Genomic DNA, 16,080 nt, shown 5'->3' with positions numbered 1-16,080 from the left:
TAATCATCATTCCATGACTATAAAAAGCTTATTCCACCTGGCGCTTTGTGCCGCCGCTACAGGCTTTGCCGCCTGCAGCCAACGCGGGCCGGCCGCCACGGCGCCAAAAGCGGCCGTTAACATCATACCCATGCCGGCGCGGCTGACGGAACTGAAAGATTCTTTTTTGGTAGACAAGCAGACCGTACTGGTAGCCACCTCCGAAGCTGACAAAGAGGCCGCCGCCCTGTTCAACGAATATTTCAAAAGCCTGAGCGGCTATGAGCTGAAAATGCAGGACAGCGGCACGCAGAACGCCATCATCTTCAGCAGCATGCCAGCCACGCAACAAGGCCTGCCGGAAACATACCACCTGAAAGTGAGCGCAGACCAGGTGAGCATTAACGGAGACGATGCGGCCGGCACTTTTTATGGCATGCAAACGCTGATCCAGCTGCTGCCCGTTCAAAAAGCGGAAGCCTTCTGGATTGCGGGAGTAGACATTTTTGATCAGCCGCGTTTTGCCTACAGGGGCCTTCACCTGGACGTAGGCCGCCACATGTTCTCCGTAGACTTCATCAAGAAGTACATAGACCTCATGGCTATGCACAAGTTCAACACCTTTCACTGGCACCTCACGGAAGACCAGGGCTGGCGCATAGAGATCAAAAAATACCCGAAGCTGCAGGAAGTGGCCTCCCGCCGCAAGGAAACCATGCAGGGCCATTACAACGACCAGAAATATGACGGCAAACCATACGGCGGTTTTTATACACAGGAACAGATCAAGGATGTGGTACAATACGCCGCCGGCCGCCATGTAACCGTGATACCCGAAATAGAGCTGCCCGGCCACTCCCTGGCCGCGCTCGCCGCCTACCCGCACCTGGGCTGCACCGGCGGCCCATATGAAGTAGGTACCCGCTGGGGCGTGTATGACGATGTATACTGCGCAGGCAACGATACCGTATTCACGTTCTTACAGGATGTGCTGGATGAAGTGATGATGCTGTTCCCTTCCAGATACATTCACATTGGCGGAGATGAAAGCCCCAAGGTACGGTGGGAAAAATGCCCGAAATGCCAGCAGCGCATGAAACAGCTGGGCCTGAAAGACGAGCATGCCCTGCAGAGCTATTTCATACAGCGTATTGAAAAATACCTCAACAGTAAAGACCGGCAGATCATTGGCTGGGATGAAATACTGGAAGGCGGCCTGGCGCCCAACGCCACCGTAATGAGTTGGCGGGGTACCGAAGGCGGCATAGCCGCGGCCAAACAGCATCACGAGGTGATCATGACGCCCGGCAGCCACGTATACTTTGACCACTACCAGAGCCAGGGCAAAAATGAGCCGCTGGCTATTGGCGGTTTTACGCCCGTAAGCAAGGTATATGCCTATGAGCCGGTGCCGCAGGAACTGAGCAAGGAGGAAAGCCGCTACATCAAGGGCGCCCAGGCTAACGTATGGACGGAGTACATCAAAAATTCGGAACACGTGGAATATATGGTATACCCCCGCGCCATTGCGCTGGCGGAAGTACTGTGGTCACCCGCGGAAAAGAAGAATTACGACAACTTCATTGACAGGCTGAAAACCCACCTCCCCCGCCTTGAAATGAAAGGCGTGAACTATGCCAAACACGTATTCGAAATTACCGGCAAGGTGGAAAGCGATCATAAAGGCGGCGTACAGGTAAACCTGGTCAGCAAGCTGGACGGTGGCATCATCACCTACACCACAGACAGCACCGCGCCTACCGCCCAAAGCACCCGCTACACCGGCCCCGTACGGGTAGAAAAGACGGGCATGATAAGGGCCGCCGTATTCCAGGGAGACAAACAGTATGGCAATGAATTTCAGCAGGCGTTTACCTTGAACAAGGCAACGGGCAGGGAAGTGAAGCTCACCAAACCGCCGCACAACAATTACAACCCGGGCAGCCCCTTTGCGCTGGTGAACGGTATTGCAGGTGTGAAGGAGTTTAATGACAACCAGTGGTCCGGCTTCAACGGCGGCAACTTTGAAGCGGTGGTAGACCTGGGCGTAGATTCGGTTGACATCACAGAGATTGCCATCGGCACGCTGGGCAACCCTGATCAATGGATATACGTTCCCAAAGAGCTGGACTTTTTTGTATCTGAAGACGGGAAGAACTTCAAGAACGTGTACAAGCTGCGCGAAATTGATGTGAAGCAGAAAGGCCTTAGAAAATTCACTGCCCGCCCCGAGAAAGCGAAAGGGCGGTACGTGAAGATATTTGCCCGCAACGCCGGCGCCATTCCCAAGGGAGCGCCGGGAGAAGGCAATCCCGCCTGGCTGTTTGTAGACGAGATCTATGTGAAGTAACTGTTAGCGCACAAAATAAAAAGGCCGCCCCGGTTTTGCCGGGGCGGCCTTTTGTTGTTTTGACCGGTACGCTAAGTACCGGCCCCATACATCTTGTATACTATTCGTGACTCATTCATACACTGTGAGCATCTTTACCTGTTTACCCACAAAGTCCACTTTGCATCAAATTTGTACCATTTACCGTCAGGGGCTTCCCATTTCCACTCCGGCACTTCACTGAAGTTCTTGCCGGCGTCTATTGTCCACCACAGTTTGCCATCCCCTATTTTTATCCAGCGGTTATCCTTGTCTGCCCACATACCCCCTTCTACCGCCGCCCATTTTTTGCCGTCTGCGCTCCACCACAGCTGGGCGTTCCTGTCCAGCTTGTACCAGTAGGTCTTCCCGTCTTTCTTCCCGACCCATGTGCCCGTTTTGGACTTTTCCCAGTCCTGGTTCCATACCTGTTTGTAAATCCCTGCCACCGCGGTTGGAGTAACCGCCAGGCCCGCCAGCATCAATAGTACAGTGCCCAATAACGGCAAGAATGACTTTTTCATGATGACTCTCTTTTTTGGGTAATTGCCTGCAGGCTTGTGGATATAGTTACGTTGATAAAATGTTTTTGGATTTTAGCAGGAGATGATATTAGGTTTTCCCTTACTATAGGCCCTTTCAGATTGTAAATGATAAATTTTCCGCAAGAATCCCTGTATTTTATTTAATTTTCGGGCTCGTTTTTAAAAACGCATTAAAAAACTTGAACAATGACCATCAATCACCAGGAAATTGAACTGATAGACAGTTTCGAGCAGATTTCCGTGGAAATCCACCCTACAGCCAAGGATGGCTCAAAAGCAGTTGCGCAGGAGATTGCCGCACTCATTCGTGAAAAACAGGCAGCTAAAGAACCGGCCGTACTGGGCCTGGCCACAGGGTCTACTCCCAAATACCTGTACGCAGAACTGGTGCGCCTTCACAAAGAAGAAGGCCTGAGCTTTAAAAACGTGGTTACTTTCAATCTTGACGAGTATTACCCCATTGAACCGGATGCTTTACAGAGCTACAACCGCTTCATGAAAGAACATTTGTTCAATCATATCGACATCCCCGAAGGCAATTACCACATTCCTGACGGTACTGTGCCCAAAGAGCAGATCAAAGCCCACGCCGAGGCCTATGAGCGTAAAATAGAAGAGGCAGGCGGCATAGACATCCAGATACTGGGCATCGGCAACAACGGCCACATCGGCTTCAACGAGCCGGGCTCCAACATCAACTCCCATACCCGCCTGGTAACGCTGGACAATTCCACCCGCCTGGCTAACGCATATGAATTTTCCAACATGAGTGCGGTGCCCCGCCTGGCTGTGACCATGGGCATCAACACCATCATGAAGGCTAAGAAAGTGGTGCTCCTGGCCTGGGGCCAGCACAAAGCCAAAATTGTACGCCGCTCCGTAGAAGGCAACAGCACAGACCAGGTACCCGCCTCCCTGCTGCAGCAGCACCGCAACTGCAAGTTTGTGGTAGACGAGCAGGCCGCGCTGGAACTGACCCGCAATAAAGAGCCCTGGCTCACCGGAGACTGTGAATGGACGCCCAAGCTGATCCGCAAGGCCGTAACCGGCCTGGCCCTGAAGCTGAACAAGCCCATCCTGATGCTGACGGACAAAGACTACAATAACAACGGCCTGAACGACCTGATAGTGCAGTACGGCTCCGCCTATGAGCTGAACATCAAGGAGTTCAACGGCATCCGCGATACCATTACCGGCTGGCCCGGCGGCAAGCCCGGTGCAGACCTGCCCAACCACCCGGAGCGTTCCACACCCGAAAGGAAACGCGCCCTCATTTTCTCCCCCCACCCCGATGACGACATCATTTCCATGGGTGGTACCTTCATCCGCCTGCACGAGCAGGGGCACGATGTGCACGTGGCCTACCAAACTTCCGGCAACATTGCCGTTACAGATGAGTTTGTGCTCCGTTTCATCGACTTTGCCGTGGGTTTTGAAGGCATGTTTGACATAGACCGCAGCAAAAGCTCCCAGATACTGGAAGACGCCAAAGCTTTCATAGCCGCTAAAAAGCCCAGCCAGAAAGACACGCCGGAGATCCGCGCCATCAAAGGCCTCATCCGCCGTTGCGAAGCCAAGGCTACCTGCCGCTACGTAGGTGTAGGTGACGATCATGCCCACTTCCAGAACCTGCCCTTCTACGAAACAGGGCTGGTAGAGAAAAAACCCATGGGCCCGGAAGACGTGCAGCTCACCGTAGACCTGCTGCGCCAGCTGAAACCGCAACAGATCTTCTGCGCCGGAGACCTGGCAGACCCCCACGGCACCCACAAGGTATGTCTCGATATTATCTTTGCCGCCCTCGACATCGTGAAAAACGACGACTGGGCCAAAGATTGCTGGGTATGGCTGTACAAAGGCGCATGGCAGGAATGGGACATCCATGAAATTGAAATGGCCGTGCCCATGAGCCCCGACCAGATCATGCAGAAACGCCTCGGCATCTTCATCCACCAGAGCCAGAAAGACGTGGTTCCCTTCCAGGGAACAGACGCGCGCGAGTTCTGGCAACGCGCGGAGGAAAGGAACGCCAACACGGCAGACCTGTACGACAAGCTTGGCCTGCAGAAATACGCCGCCATGGAGGCTTTCGTTCGCTACCACTTCATGTAAGTTCAACTTTGGAGATATGTTTGTAACGCGGTCCGGGTGTACGCCCGGACCGTTTTTTATTTAACTTTGAAAGATATGACCTGGAGCCTCTTATCCGCATTGATCATCGGGCTGCTCACCGGCGGCCTGGCCGGCTATCTCTTCCTCCGTCAATACTTCACCCCCCCCCTGCAGCAGGCCCTGCAAAAAGCGCAGGCCCTGGAAGCCGAACTGGCACAGCGTTTAACCCGGCAACAGGTGCAGGATGACTACGTGCTGCGCGATATGTACGATAACATGCTGTACACCCTGGGAGAAAGAGAGAAAGAAATAGCTGCCCAAACCCGCGAGATCATCAGCCTCAGCGGCCGCCTTTCCGCCGCCGGCGCAGAAAGCGGCCTGCTGCGCCAGGAGCTGAAAAAGATACATGAGGCCAACCGGGAAGAGTTCCGGAATATGGCCGCAGACATTCTGAAAGAAAAGAGCCGTGACTTTGTTGATACCAATAAAACCGCTATGGACCATATACTGGCGCCATTGAAGTCAGACATCGGCCAGTTCAAAAAAACCATTGAAGACACCCGCAAGGAAGATATACAGGACATTACTTCCCTGAAAAAGGAAATAGAGTCCCTGCAGCGGCTCAACCAGCAGTTGAGCGAAGACGCCCGCCACCTGGCCGGCGCCCTGAAGTCAGACGTAAAGGTACAGGGCAACTGGGGAGAAGACCGCCTCCGCCTGATACTCGAAGCCGAAGGCCTGCAGCCGTACATAGACTATACCCGTGAAGAAGTGTACCGCGACGCGGAAACAGACGGCAAACGCCGTCCCGACTTCATCCTGAAGCTGCCTGACGGCAAACACCTGGTGATAGACAGCAAGGTGTCCCTGAACGCTTACGTAGCTTATTTCAACGCGGCCAACCCGGAAGAAAAAAAGGCCCACCTCCGCCAGCTGGTCAAAAACATCAATGACCACATTGACGGGCTGGCCGCGCGCAATTACCATTCCCTCAGCGGCCTCCACACGCCAGACTTCGTGTTCCTGTTCATGCACTTTGAATCAGCCCTCACGCTGGCACTGAACGAAAATCCGGACATCTTCAACCGTGCCCTGCAGAAAAAGATCGTGCTGATCACGCCTTCTACCATGGTAGCCACTTTCAAAATAGTGCGGCTGCTCTGGCAACATGAAAACCGCGCCAGGAACGTGGAAGAGATATTCCGGCAATGCGGCTTGCTGTATGACAAGTTTGCCCTCTTCCTGGAAGAGATGCAAACCCTGGGGCACCAGCTCAGGCAGGCGGGACGCGCTTACGATGAGGCCATGAACAAGCTGAAGGACGGGAAACGTAAAGGAGATACCATCATCGGGCGGTTTGAGAACATCCGCCACCTGGATGCCAAAACAAATAAAACCCTGCCGGCGGATGTGACGGCGGAGATGGATATTCTCTTTCCGGATAAAGAGGTGAAGGGGCGCGACGGGCAGGAAGGCATATAAAACGAAAACAACAATAGATGGACCATCAGCATGCACTGGCACAAAAAGGATTCACCATACTACCGCCCGTTTATGACAGTGCAGCCATCCGGCACATAATCAAGACCATCGAGCGGGCGGGAACAGGAAATGCCAACTTCCGCAGAACAGCAGACCTTTTTGCGATACGGCGCGTATTGCAGGAAATACCCGCGCTCCAATCGGCAGTTTTCACGCCTGCATTGCTCCGGTGGGTGCATGAACTGTTTGGGCCCAGCTACTTCATGGTAAAATCCATTTATTTCGACAAGCCCGGAGCATCCAACTGGTTTGTATCCTACCATCAGGACCTTACCATATCCGTCAATACTAAAACAGATATTGCCGGTTTTGGGCCATGGACGGTGAAGGAGCAACAATATGCCGTACAGCCTCCCCTGCACATTCTGCAAAACATGTTCACCCTCCGTATTCACCTGGACGAAACGGATGAAAACAACGGCGCGCTGCGTGTAATACCCGGCTCTCACCGCAAGGAAATTTACCGTGCCGCAGATATTGACTGGCAGCGGGAAACCGAAGAAACCTGTTGTGTATCGCAAGGTGGCGTGATGGTGATGAAACCATTGTTGCTGCATGCGTCAGGCCGGACCACCAATGGCAGGAACCGTAAGGTACTGCACATCGAATTCTGTAACCGCGAATTGCCCGTGCCTTTGCAGTGGGCTGAACGTATCAACATCAACTAACTAATGCATATCCACTATTTCCAGCACGCCCCATTTGAAGGCCTGGCCTGCATTGAAGACTGGGCCGCCGCGCGCGGTCATACCCTCAGCGCCACCCGCTGGTACAACAACCCTGCTCCGCCCGCCGCGGTAGAGGCAGACATGCTGATCGTAATGGGAGGCCCGATGGGCGTTTACGAAGAAGACCAATACGCCTGGCTGGCGCCTGAAAAAGAGCTGATACGCGGCGCTATTGCGGCCGGCAAGCCCGTACTGGGCATCTGCCTGGGAGCACAACTGATTGCGGCAGCCCTGGGCGCCAAAGTGTATCCCAACCGTGAAAAGGAGATCGGCTGGTTTCCTGTACAATTCCATGAAGACCTGGCCCCTTCCAGCGCTACCGTGTTCCACTGGCACGGAGATACATTTGACCTGCCGGAAGGCGCGGTACACCTGGCAGAAACGCCCGCCTGCAAAAACCAGGCTTACCGCATCGGTGACAAGGTGTATGGCCTGCAATTTCATTTTGAGGTAACGCCTGCCGCCATGGAAAGCATGCTGCAGCACCTTGGGCACGAGCTGCAACCCGCCGCCTATGTGCAAACAGCTGATGATATCCGTGCCGGCGCCCGCTTTGCAGCAGACAATAACGTGTGGATGCAGGCCCTGCTCAACCGGTTGGAAAAATTGGTTTAATTTAGGGCATGGCAAAGCAAGTGGAATTACTCATTGTAGGCGGAGGCCCTATAGGACTGGCGTGCGCGCTGGCGGCACAAAAGGCAGGCATAGATTACCTGGTGGTGGAAAAAGGCTGTCTTGTCAACTCCCTTTACCGCTACCCCATCAATATGACCTTTTTCTCTACCAGCGAGCGGCTAGAAATAGGCGGTGTACCGTTTGTTTCCAACAACGCCAAACCTACGCGGCCGGAAGCGCTGGAATATTACCGCCGGGTGGCATCTTCTCAAAACATCCGCATCAGCCTGTTTGAAAAAGTGGAAAACATCCGGCCCAATGATAACGGCTATACCGTCATCACCGGCAAAGAAATTTATCATACCCGCTACATCATTATCGCCACCGGCTTTTACGACATTCCCAACCTGCTCAACATCCCCGGGGAAGACCTGGCCAAGGTGACCCACTATTACAAAGACCCGCATTATTACGCCACGCAAAAGGTGCTGGTGGTAGGCGCCAATAACTCCTCCGTAGATGCCGCGCTCGAAACCTACCGCAAGGGCGCGGATGTAACCATGGTGATACGCGAGGGTGAAATTGGCCGGCGCGTGAAATACTGGGTAAAACCGGATATAGAGAACCGCATCAAGGAAGGCAGCATCAAAGCGTACTTTCATTCACACCTCACTGCCATACGTGACACGGAGGTAGACATCAGTACCCCGGAAGGCCTCATTACTATTCCCAACAACTTTGTGATTGCCGCCACGGGCTACCAGCCTGATTTCAACTTCCTGGAAAAAACGGGCATTACCCTTTCACAAGATGCGGTAAGAGCCCCTTCCTACAACCCGGAAACCATGGAAACCAACCTGCCCGGCATTTACCTGGCTGGTGTGGTATGCGGCGGTATGAATACGCATGTGTGGTTTATAGAAAATTCAAGGGAGCATGCGGACAGGATAGTGGGGCATATCAGCAAAACTTCCTAACTGCTGTTATTCTTTTCATAGTGCTTTAGAAGAGCTTCAATAGCAGATAACTTTATCCGTTCCCGCTCTATCCGGAATTTATGCTTTTGTGGTTCGCTGATAGTGTCATCCCGCAGCAGGGAGTCTATTCCCCTGATCAGCTTCCTCCTGTTAAAATAGGCACAAACCTCTTTTATCAAAAAGACCGCTTCGGCAGAAGCATGCCGCCAGATGTACCTGAGAAACAGCGTAAAAGCCGGGGTAAGTATGAGCAGCCAGGACTTGAGAATGTTATCGTCAGAAATGTTTTGTGCCAGGCTCACCAGTATCATACCGCCACCTCCTCCTGCTATATCCTCAATATTGTTCTGCTGCGGCCTGGAAGCCGGCTGTGGGTTAACGTTATTCAATGTTGAGTGTCTTATCTGCGGCCTGTTAATATTTCTGCTGCTTTAATGATCACCTCCGGGTCTCTTTCTTTCTTGAAATTGATCTTTACCACTTCCCCGGTTTTGCTGACCAGCTTTACTGTATTGGGCGTCCAGATGCGGACAATAACCAGCAGTACGAATGGATAGTATACCACCGAAAAGAATACTACCGCAACCATGTAAACGAAGATAGCATATGCCATTGTTAATTATTTTTTGAGTGCAGCATGAAATTATTCCATTCACTACACCTAAAAAACAATTATTTGTGAATCCTGAAAAACTTGCTGACTATTGAGAGGTATTATCAGAGAGACTGAAAAAATAACAGGTCTTACATCACATTCACCTCCCGCTCCAGCACCACCCCAAACTTCGCTTCCACACTTTCCAGCACCCTGGTAGACAAGGCGTAGATATCAGCGCCCTTTGCATGGCCGTAATTCACCAGCACCAGCGCCTGCCGGGCGTGCACGCCGGCATCTCCCTCGCGGAAGCCTTTCCAGCCGCATTGCTCTATCAGCCAGCCGGCTGCCAGCTTGTAATGGTTATTGGGCAAGGGGTAGGCCACTATATCGGGGAAGGCGGCTTTTAGCTGTTCATATTTTTCAGCGCTGATCTCAGGGTTTTTGAAGAAGCTGCCGGCATTGCCTATTTCAGCGGGATTGGGCAGTTTCGAAGACCGGATGTTGATCACCGCCTGGCTCACGTCACGGATGGTGGGCCGGGTGATGCCCATTCTCTCCAGCTCCTGCTCTATAGCGCCGTAGCTGGTGTTGATGGCCGGTTTTTTGAGCAGGCGGTAAGTAACGCTGAGTATCACGAACTGGTTTTTGTATTGCCGCTTGAATACGCTTTCGCGGTAGCCGAACTCGCAGGCTGCATTGTTGAAGTGCATGGACTGCTGGCTGGCGGTTTCCAGGGCTTCCAGCTCGTAAAAGGTATCTTTTATTTCCACGCCGTAAGCGCCGATGTTTTGCATGGGACTGGCGCCTACGTTGCCGGGTATCAGGGAGAGGTTTTCCAGGCCGCCCAGGTCCTGCTCAATGCAGTGCATCACAAACTGATGCCAGTTTTCCCCGGCGCCGGCTTTTACATACACGTAATCTTCGTCTTCCCCCACTTTGTCAATGCCTTTGATCTCGTTCTTCAGCACCAGCCCGTCAAAGTTCTGTGTGAACAATACGTTGCTGCCGCCGCCCAGCACCATTTTCGGCACCTGCTGCCAGCGGGGCTCCCGCAGTATTTCCTGCAGCGACTCCATAGAGTGGAAAGTAGTGAAATAACGGGCCGTAGCGTCCAGGCTGAAAGTATTGTAAGGCCTTAGTGAAACATTTTCGGTTACCCTCATAGCGTAGTATTCAAATATCCTATCTTTATTACCGGAACAAATATAGTTAACTATAAAATGCCAAAAACAGCAATTGTTACAGGCGCCTCCGGTCTTATCGGCAACCTGCTGGTGCAGGCGCTTTTGCAGGACGATAGCTTCGACCGCGTGCGGGCCGTGGTACGCAAACCGCTGCTGCTCGAACATCCCCGGCTGGAGAACGCCGTAGTGTCTTTCAACGATGCGGACGCGCTGGAAAAGGCTTTGCAGGGCGATGTGCTGTTTTGCTGCATTGGCACCACCATCAAAACCGCGGGCAGCCAGGCGGCTTTTACCGCGGTAGACTATGCCATCCCCGTCAACACCGGCCAGATAGCGCTGCGCAACGGCGTGCGGCAATACCACCTGGTTTCCGCCGTAGGCGCCAACGCCCGTTCTTCCAACTTCTACCTCCGTACAAAAGGGCAAACGGAAGAGGCGCTCATACAATTGGGCTTCCCTTCCCTGTTCATTTACCGCCCCTCCCTGCTGCTGGGCAACCGCAAAGAAGTGCGCTTCGGTGAGCAGGTGGCGCAGCTGCTGATGCCGGCCTTCAACTTATTCATGAAAGGGCGGTGGCGCAAATACAGGCCGGTAAAGGCGGAAACTGTGGCAGCTGCCATGATAACAAAAGCTAAAAGCGGGGAGAAGGGGGTAACGGTGGTAGAAGGCTTTGCAGATTGATCATACCCCGTCTACATCAGGCGTGATCACTACGGAACGGAATTGTTTTTCAATGGTCAGCTGACCAAAAAATTCTCTCAGCATCGTTTTTACCTGGGCAATACGCCGGCTATCACGCGGCAGCTTGATCAGCATCTCCTGCAGGTAGAAATCTCTTACCTTGCTTACCAGCGGCGCTGCCGGGCCTACCAGTTGCGCACCCAGGTGAGGCCGCAGCCAGTTGCTCAACACCAGGGCGGCTTCATTGACCGTGGGCTGTTTTTTATGGCGGATGGTTATTTTGATGATGCGGGAAAACGGCGGATAGGCAAACTGTTCGCGCTCCGCTATTTCCGCTTCATACATGGCTTTGTAATTGTGCTGCGTAACAAAGTCCAGCACATGGTGGCGGGTGTTGCTGGCCTGGATGATCACTTTCCCCTGCCCGTCTCTCCTGCCGGAACGGCCGCTGACCTGTTCCATCAGCTGAAAGGCGCGCTCGTTCACCCGGAAATCAGGATAGCTCAACAGGCTGTCTGCGCTCAGGATGCCTACCAGGTTCACGTTCTGGAAATCCAGCCCCTTTACCACCATTTGCGTGCCCACCAGTATATCTATTTCCCCGTCTTCCAGGAGCTGTATCATTTTGTTGTGACTGTCCTTGCTGCGGATGGCGTCCATGTCCATGCGGGCAATGCGCGCTTCGGGGAACAGCTCCTGCAGGTCTTCCTCAATTTTTTCCGTACCGAAATTTTTGGGCACCAGCGTCTGGCTGCCGCAGGCGGCGCAGGTGTAGATGTACGGGTAGCGGGTGCCGCAGTAGTGGCAATGCAGCTTGTCCTGGTGCTTGTGGTAGGTGAGGGATACGTCACATTGTTTGCAGTTGGGTATCCAGCCGCAGGTAGTGCATAGCAGGAAGGGCGCATAACCGCGGCGGTTCTGGAACAGGATCACCTGCTTTCCGGCGTCTAGCGACTGACGGATGTTTTGCCGCAGCACGGAAGAAAAGTTGTGCACCATTTCTTTCAGCGCCATTTCCTTTTTCAGGTCTACAATTTCAATGGCCGGCATGGCAATGCCGCCGTAGCGCTCCTGCAGTTCTACCAGCGCATATTTGCCCTGCAGTGCGTTATAGTAAGATTCGAGTGACGGTGTAGCCGATCCCAGCAGCACTTTGGCCTTGAACAGGCCGGCGTAGTAGATGGCCGCATCCCGCGCATGGTAGCGGGGGGCGGGGTCTTGCTGCTTGAAAGACGCGTCATGCTCTTCGTCCAGGATAATGAGGCCCAGGTCCCGGAAAGGCAGCAGCAGGCTGGAGCGGGCGCCCAGCAATATCCTGATCTCCCCGCTTTTCACCTTGTTCCATATCTCCACCCTTTCGTTATTGGAAAAACGGGAGTGATAAATGCCTATCTGGCCGCCGAAGTGCTTTTGCAGGCGGCGGATGATCTGCGCGGTGAGGGCTATTTCCGGCAGCAGATACAGCACCTGTTTACCGGTGGCCAGGTATTCCTCTATCAGCTTTACATAGACCTCCGTTTTGCCGCTGGAGGTAACGCCGTGCAGGAGCGTAACCTGTTTTTCCGTAAAGCAGGTGCGGATGGCGGCCAGCGCGTTTTCCTGTACAGGGCTCAGGTCGAAGTTCAATTGCACCTCCACCTTGCCCATCCGCACACGGCCTACAATGCGTTTGTCTATTTGCAGAATGTTCTTGTCTACTAATGCTTTCAGCTGGGCGGAAGAAGCGCCTGATTTTTTCAGCAGTTCGCTTTGCGCCACTTCTCCCTGCGTTTTGATGAGGTGCAGGTAAGCCAGCAGCAGCTCCAGTTGTTTGGGTGCACGGGCCAGCTCGTCAAACAGCGGGGCAAAGGCTTCGTCACTGTCGTATGCGGGATTGAGCAGGATGAAATTTTCCGTTTTCTCCTTGTATACTTCTTTCAGCTCTTCATATACCAGGCATACCTTTTTTTCTATCAGTTTTTTGATAACGGAATAAACGTCAGACCGGTCAAGGATGAGCTGCACCTCCCCTATCCGCAGCTCCTTCCGTATGTGCAGCGCCTCCGCTATCAGGTACTCATGCTCGTCCAGCATGGTAAAATCATCCCCAAAGGCATCGTTGTACAGCAGCACCGTTTCACTGGAAAGCTTGAGGTGTGCCGGCAGGGCGGCGTTGAGCACGTCTCCTTCGTTACACATGTAATACTGCGCTATCCACTCCCAAAAAACCAGCTGCGTGGGGTATACAACAGGTTCCTTGTCCATCAGGTCCATGATGGGTTTCGTTTTGTAAGCGGCGGGCGCCTGCTCATGCACCGCCTTTACAATACCGGTATATTTCTTCTGGCGGCCCAGGGGTACGGCTACGCGGCTGCCCGGCTGAATGGAGGCTTCCATTTCAGGGGGTACGGCATACGTATAATTCCTGGGCAGTGCCAGCGGTAATATGACATCGGCATACTTCATATGGCCTGTAAAGCGGGGTAGTTGCGGTATTTGCGTAGTTCTTCTTCCATCATGTGGCGCACCTGCTTTTTCAGCTGCGGCACATCGTCCATGGTCAGTCCCGCTACCGGTACCACCGGCAGAAACACCACGCGGCAGGGGCCGGGGTTGAGGGAAAGGAACTTGATCTTGGCCAGCCGGGCATGGTTGTCTACGTACAGCACCGGCCTGATGGGGGTTTGCGTTTCTATGGCAATCCTGAAGGCGCCGCTGTGAAAGGGCAACAGGGGCTGCTCCGTTTCATTGGTGGTGCCTTCGGGGAATATCAGCAGAGATACATTTTTCCTTATCATATATAACATATCCCGCATGCTTTGCGCCCGGCCTTTTGCCGTAGTACGGTCTACCGGTACAACGGAACGGCTGTAAATAAGGCCGAAGAGGGGTATGCGGGACAGTTCGCTTTTACCCAGGGGGCGGAAGGGCAGCGGCATCACTTTTACGGCCAGGGCCGCGTCCAGGTAAGAGGAGTGATTAGCCAGGTAAATGCAGGGATCGTTGTTTTTGGGTGTTTTCCAGGTCTTTTTCACAAAAATGCCCACGGCGGGGAACCACACATGCGCCCAGAAGCGGAGGAAATAGAATACAATGTTCCCTCCCCTCACCTTTCCCAGGAAAGACACCAGTACAATGGGAGGCAGGATCAGGAACATGATGGCCAGCCATACTATCAGGGCGTACACGCTGTACAGCGCCTGGCAACATTTCAGTAGCACGTGCATAAAAAGCCGAAAGATACAGAATTATAGTGCAATATCGTACCTTTGCCCCTCTTATGACACGGGAAAAATCAGTAGCATTCCACACGCTCGGCTGTAAGCTGAACTTTTCAGAAACCTCCACCATCAGCAGGTTACTGGAGAAGGACGGGTTTGTCAAAAAGGATTTTGACGACCAGGCAGACGTTTATGTGATCAACACCTGTTCCGTGACAGACAATGCGGACAAGGAGTGCCGGCAGCTGGTGCGCCGCATACAGCGCCGCTCCCCGGAAAGCCTGGTGGTGATCACGGGGTGCTATGCCCAGCTGAAACCCAAAGAAATTGCGGACATACCGGGGGTAGACCTGGTATTGGGGGCAGCGGAGAAGTTCAACATTGCAGACCACATCCGCGAGCTGGCCAAGGGAGACAGCGCCAGGATCTGCTCCTGCGACATTGAGGAGGTGAACACCTTCCATGCTTCCTGGTCTGTGAACGACCGTACCCGCACCTTCCTGAAAGTGCAGGACGGCTGTGATTACAACTGTTCTTTCTGTACCATCCCGATGGCCCGCGGCATCAGCCGCAGCGATAGTGTGGCCAACGTAATAACCCATGCCCGGGCGCTGGCTGCGGGCGGAGTGAAGGAGATAGTGCTGACGGGGGTGAACCTGGGAGACTTCGGCAAGGGTTTCGAAGGCGGCAAAAAGCGCGAAGAGTCTTTTTACGAGCTGGTACAGGCGCTGGACGAGGTGGAAGGCATTGAGCGCTACCGTATTTCCTCCATAGAGCCGAACCTGCTCAGCAACGAGATCATTGAATTTGTGGCGGGCAGCAAAAAATTCATGCCGCACTTCCACATTCCGCTGCAAAGCGGCAGCAACGAGATACTGGGCCTGATGCGGCGCCGGTACCGCCGGGAGCTGTACGCTGAAAAAGTAGGCCTCATCAAACAGTTCATGCCGCACTGCTGTATTGGCGTAGACGTGATTGTAGGCTTCCCTTCGGAGTCTGACGGGCATTTCATGGAAACCTACAATTTCCTGCACGGCCTGGATATTTCCTACCTGCACGTTTTCACCTATTCCGAAAGGGCCAACACCCATGCCCTTGACATACAGCCCGTAGTGCCGGTGAACATCCGCCACGAGCGGAACAAGGCGCTGCGCAATCTCAGCCATAAAAAAATGCAGTATTTCACGGAGCAGCATACCGGCCAAACCAGGAAGGTGCTGTTTGAAGGCATGCAGAAAGACGGGATGATGGAAGGATATACGGATAATTATATCAGGATATCAACCCCTTTCCGGAAAGAATGGGAGAACAGCATCGTAGATTGGGCGTTGCGCTAAAGACGCCCCGCTACAGGGCTTTCTGACCAAAATTTTTAAAAATTATTTGGCAGAATGAAATAAGTTTTTACCTTTGCAATCCCGTCAAACGAAAAGCGTTAGACAGTATCAAAAAAACGAATATCCGGGAGTTTAGCTCAGTTGGTTCAGAGCATCTGCCTTACAAGCAGAGGGTCGGCGGTTCGACCCCGTCAACTCCCACATCTCTTTCCAC

At 53.3% G+C, this 16,080-nt stretch carries 14 protein-coding genes and 1 tRNA gene; 9 read left to right on the top strand and 6 right to left on the bottom strand.

The features are described from left to right. Positions 1-13: 13 nt before the first annotated feature. Complete coding sequence (locus tag ABDW36_RS09270; protein WP_343701607.1) at positions 14-2,329, top strand: family 20 glycosylhydrolase; 2,316 nt, start codon at positions 14-16, stop codon at positions 2,327-2,329. A 134-nt stretch (positions 2,330-2,463) separates the two neighbouring features. On the opposite strand, the gene ABDW36_RS09265 is transcribed toward ABDW36_RS09270, so the two are convergent. Then, positions 2,464-2,871 carry a hypothetical protein gene (locus ABDW36_RS09265; RefSeq protein WP_343701606.1) on the bottom strand — a complete coding sequence of 136 codons (408 nt, stop codon included), beginning with the start codon at positions 2,869-2,871 and terminating at the stop codon, positions 2,464-2,466. 207 nt (positions 2,872-3,078) lie between these two features. Between ABDW36_RS09265 and nagB the strand changes: the two genes are divergently transcribed. The 5 genes from nagB to ABDW36_RS09240 all read left to right on the top strand — a co-directional run bounded on the left by nagB (position 3,079) and on the right by ABDW36_RS09240 (position 8,866). Beyond that, positions 3,079-5,004, top strand: a complete 1,926-nt coding sequence (nagB, locus tag ABDW36_RS09260; RefSeq protein ID WP_343701605.1) for a glucosamine-6-phosphate deaminase — start codon at positions 3,079-3,081, stop codon at positions 5,002-5,004. A gap of 75 nt (positions 5,005-5,079) precedes the next feature. Continuing rightward, positions 5,080-6,486 (top strand): DNA recombination protein RmuC, encoded by a 1,407-nt coding sequence (locus tag ABDW36_RS09255; protein ID WP_343701604.1) that lies wholly within the window; start codon positions 5,080-5,082, stop codon positions 6,484-6,486. Positions 6,487-6,503: 17 nt separating this feature from the next. Beyond that, complete coding sequence (locus tag ABDW36_RS09250) at positions 6,504-7,214, top strand: phytanoyl-CoA dioxygenase family protein (protein ID WP_343701603.1); 711 nt, start codon at positions 6,504-6,506, stop codon at positions 7,212-7,214. Positions 7,215-7,217: 3 nt separating this feature from the next. After that, a complete protein-coding gene (locus tag ABDW36_RS09245; protein ID WP_343701602.1) occupies positions 7,218-7,889 on the top strand; it encodes a gamma-glutamyl-gamma-aminobutyrate hydrolase family protein in 672 nt (223 codons plus the stop codon). Between the two features lie 8 nt (positions 7,890-7,897). Then, the gene (locus ABDW36_RS09240; RefSeq protein ID WP_343701601.1) at positions 7,898-8,866 is read left to right on the top strand and encodes a YpdA family putative bacillithiol disulfide reductase; all 969 of its coding nucleotides are present in this window, start codon (positions 7,898-7,900) and stop codon (positions 8,864-8,866) included. Here the strand turns inward: ABDW36_RS09240 and ABDW36_RS09235 are convergent. From ABDW36_RS09235 to murB, 3 genes are all read right to left on the bottom strand, one after another. Then, positions 8,863-9,255, bottom strand: coding sequence for a hypothetical protein (locus ABDW36_RS09235; protein WP_343701600.1), 393 nt, complete (start codon positions 9,253-9,255; stop codon positions 8,863-8,865). The two genes, ABDW36_RS09240 and ABDW36_RS09235, sit on opposite strands and share 4 nt — an antisense overlap. Before the next feature lie 11 nt (positions 9,256-9,266). Then, a complete protein-coding gene (locus ABDW36_RS09230; RefSeq protein WP_343701599.1) occupies positions 9,267-9,479 on the bottom strand; it encodes a hypothetical protein in 213 nt (70 codons plus the stop codon). Between the two features lie 131 nt (positions 9,480-9,610). Further along, complete coding sequence (gene murB / locus ABDW36_RS09225) at positions 9,611-10,627, bottom strand: UDP-N-acetylmuramate dehydrogenase (protein ID WP_343701598.1); 1,017 nt, start codon at positions 10,625-10,627, stop codon at positions 9,611-9,613. Positions 10,628-10,684: 57 nt separating this feature from the next. On the opposite strand from murB, the gene ABDW36_RS09220 reads away from it, so the two are divergent. Beyond that, complete coding sequence (locus tag ABDW36_RS09220; RefSeq protein WP_343701597.1) at positions 10,685-11,329, top strand: NAD(P)H-binding protein; 645 nt, start codon at positions 10,685-10,687, stop codon at positions 11,327-11,329. Here the strand turns inward: ABDW36_RS09220 and priA are convergent, their stop codons facing one another. Next, positions 11,330-13,774 carry a primosomal protein N' gene (gene priA, locus ABDW36_RS09215; RefSeq protein WP_343701596.1) on the bottom strand — a complete coding sequence of 815 codons (2,445 nt, stop codon included), beginning with the start codon at positions 13,772-13,774 and terminating at the stop codon, positions 11,330-11,332. After that, positions 13,771-14,535 (bottom strand): lysophospholipid acyltransferase family protein, encoded by a 765-nt coding sequence (locus ABDW36_RS09210; protein ID WP_343701595.1) that lies wholly within the window; start codon positions 14,533-14,535, stop codon positions 13,771-13,773. Before ABDW36_RS09210 ends, priA begins: the two co-directional genes overlap by 4 nt. A gap of 53 nt (positions 14,536-14,588) precedes the next feature. Between ABDW36_RS09210 and mtaB the strand changes: the two genes are divergently transcribed. Both mtaB and ABDW36_RS09200 read left to right on the top strand, forming a co-directional pair. Then, the gene (gene mtaB, locus ABDW36_RS09205; RefSeq protein WP_343701594.1) at positions 14,589-15,866 is read left to right on the top strand and encodes a tRNA (N(6)-L-threonylcarbamoyladenosine(37)-C(2))-methylthiotransferase MtaB; all 1,278 of its coding nucleotides are present in this window, start codon (positions 14,589-14,591) and stop codon (positions 15,864-15,866) included. 126 nt (positions 15,867-15,992) lie between these two features. Beyond that, a tRNA-Val gene (locus tag ABDW36_RS09200) sits at positions 15,993-16,067 on the top strand. The last annotated feature ends 13 nt before the right edge of the window (positions 16,068-16,080 follow it).

The organism is Chitinophaga sp. (assembly GCF_039596455.1).
GTDB lineage: Bacteria > Bacteroidota > Bacteroidia > Chitinophagales > Chitinophagaceae > Chitinophaga.
The sequence above is the reverse complement of the archived record's forward strand: the minus strand, read 5'-3'. Positions and strand labels throughout refer to the sequence as shown.

Coding starts and splice junctions, on each gene's coding strand:
- ABDW36_RS09270 (WP_343701607.1), top strand. CDS start 14: ATGACTATAAAAAGCTTATTCCACCTGGCGCTTTGTGCCGCCGCTACA.
- ABDW36_RS09265 (WP_343701606.1), bottom strand. CDS start 2,871: ATGAAAAAGTCATTCTTGCCGTTATTGGGCACTGTACTATTGATGCTG.
- nagB (WP_343701605.1), top strand. CDS start 3,079: ATGACCATCAATCACCAGGAAATTGAACTGATAGACAGTTTCGAGCAG.
- ABDW36_RS09255 (WP_343701604.1), top strand. CDS start 5,080: ATGACCTGGAGCCTCTTATCCGCATTGATCATCGGGCTGCTCACCGGC.
- ABDW36_RS09250 (WP_343701603.1), top strand. CDS start 6,504: ATGGACCATCAGCATGCACTGGCACAAAAAGGATTCACCATACTACCG.
- ABDW36_RS09245 (WP_343701602.1), top strand. CDS start 7,218: ATGCATATCCACTATTTCCAGCACGCCCCATTTGAAGGCCTGGCCTGC.
- ABDW36_RS09240 (WP_343701601.1), top strand. CDS start 7,898: ATGGCAAAGCAAGTGGAATTACTCATTGTAGGCGGAGGCCCTATAGGA.
- ABDW36_RS09230 (WP_343701599.1), bottom strand. CDS start 9,479: ATGGCATATGCTATCTTCGTTTACATGGTTGCGGTAGTATTCTTTTCG.
- murB (WP_343701598.1), bottom strand. CDS start 10,627: ATGAGGGTAACCGAAAATGTTTCACTAAGGCCTTACAATACTTTCAGC.
- ABDW36_RS09220 (WP_343701597.1), top strand. CDS start 10,685: ATGCCAAAAACAGCAATTGTTACAGGCGCCTCCGGTCTTATCGGCAAC.
- priA (WP_343701596.1), bottom strand. CDS start 13,774: ATGAAGTATGCCGATGTCATATTACCGCTGGCACTGCCCAGGAATTAT.
- ABDW36_RS09210 (WP_343701595.1), bottom strand. CDS start 14,535: ATGCACGTGCTACTGAAATGTTGCCAGGCGCTGTACAGCGTGTACGCC.
- mtaB (WP_343701594.1), top strand. CDS start 14,589: ATGACACGGGAAAAATCAGTAGCATTCCACACGCTCGGCTGTAAGCTG.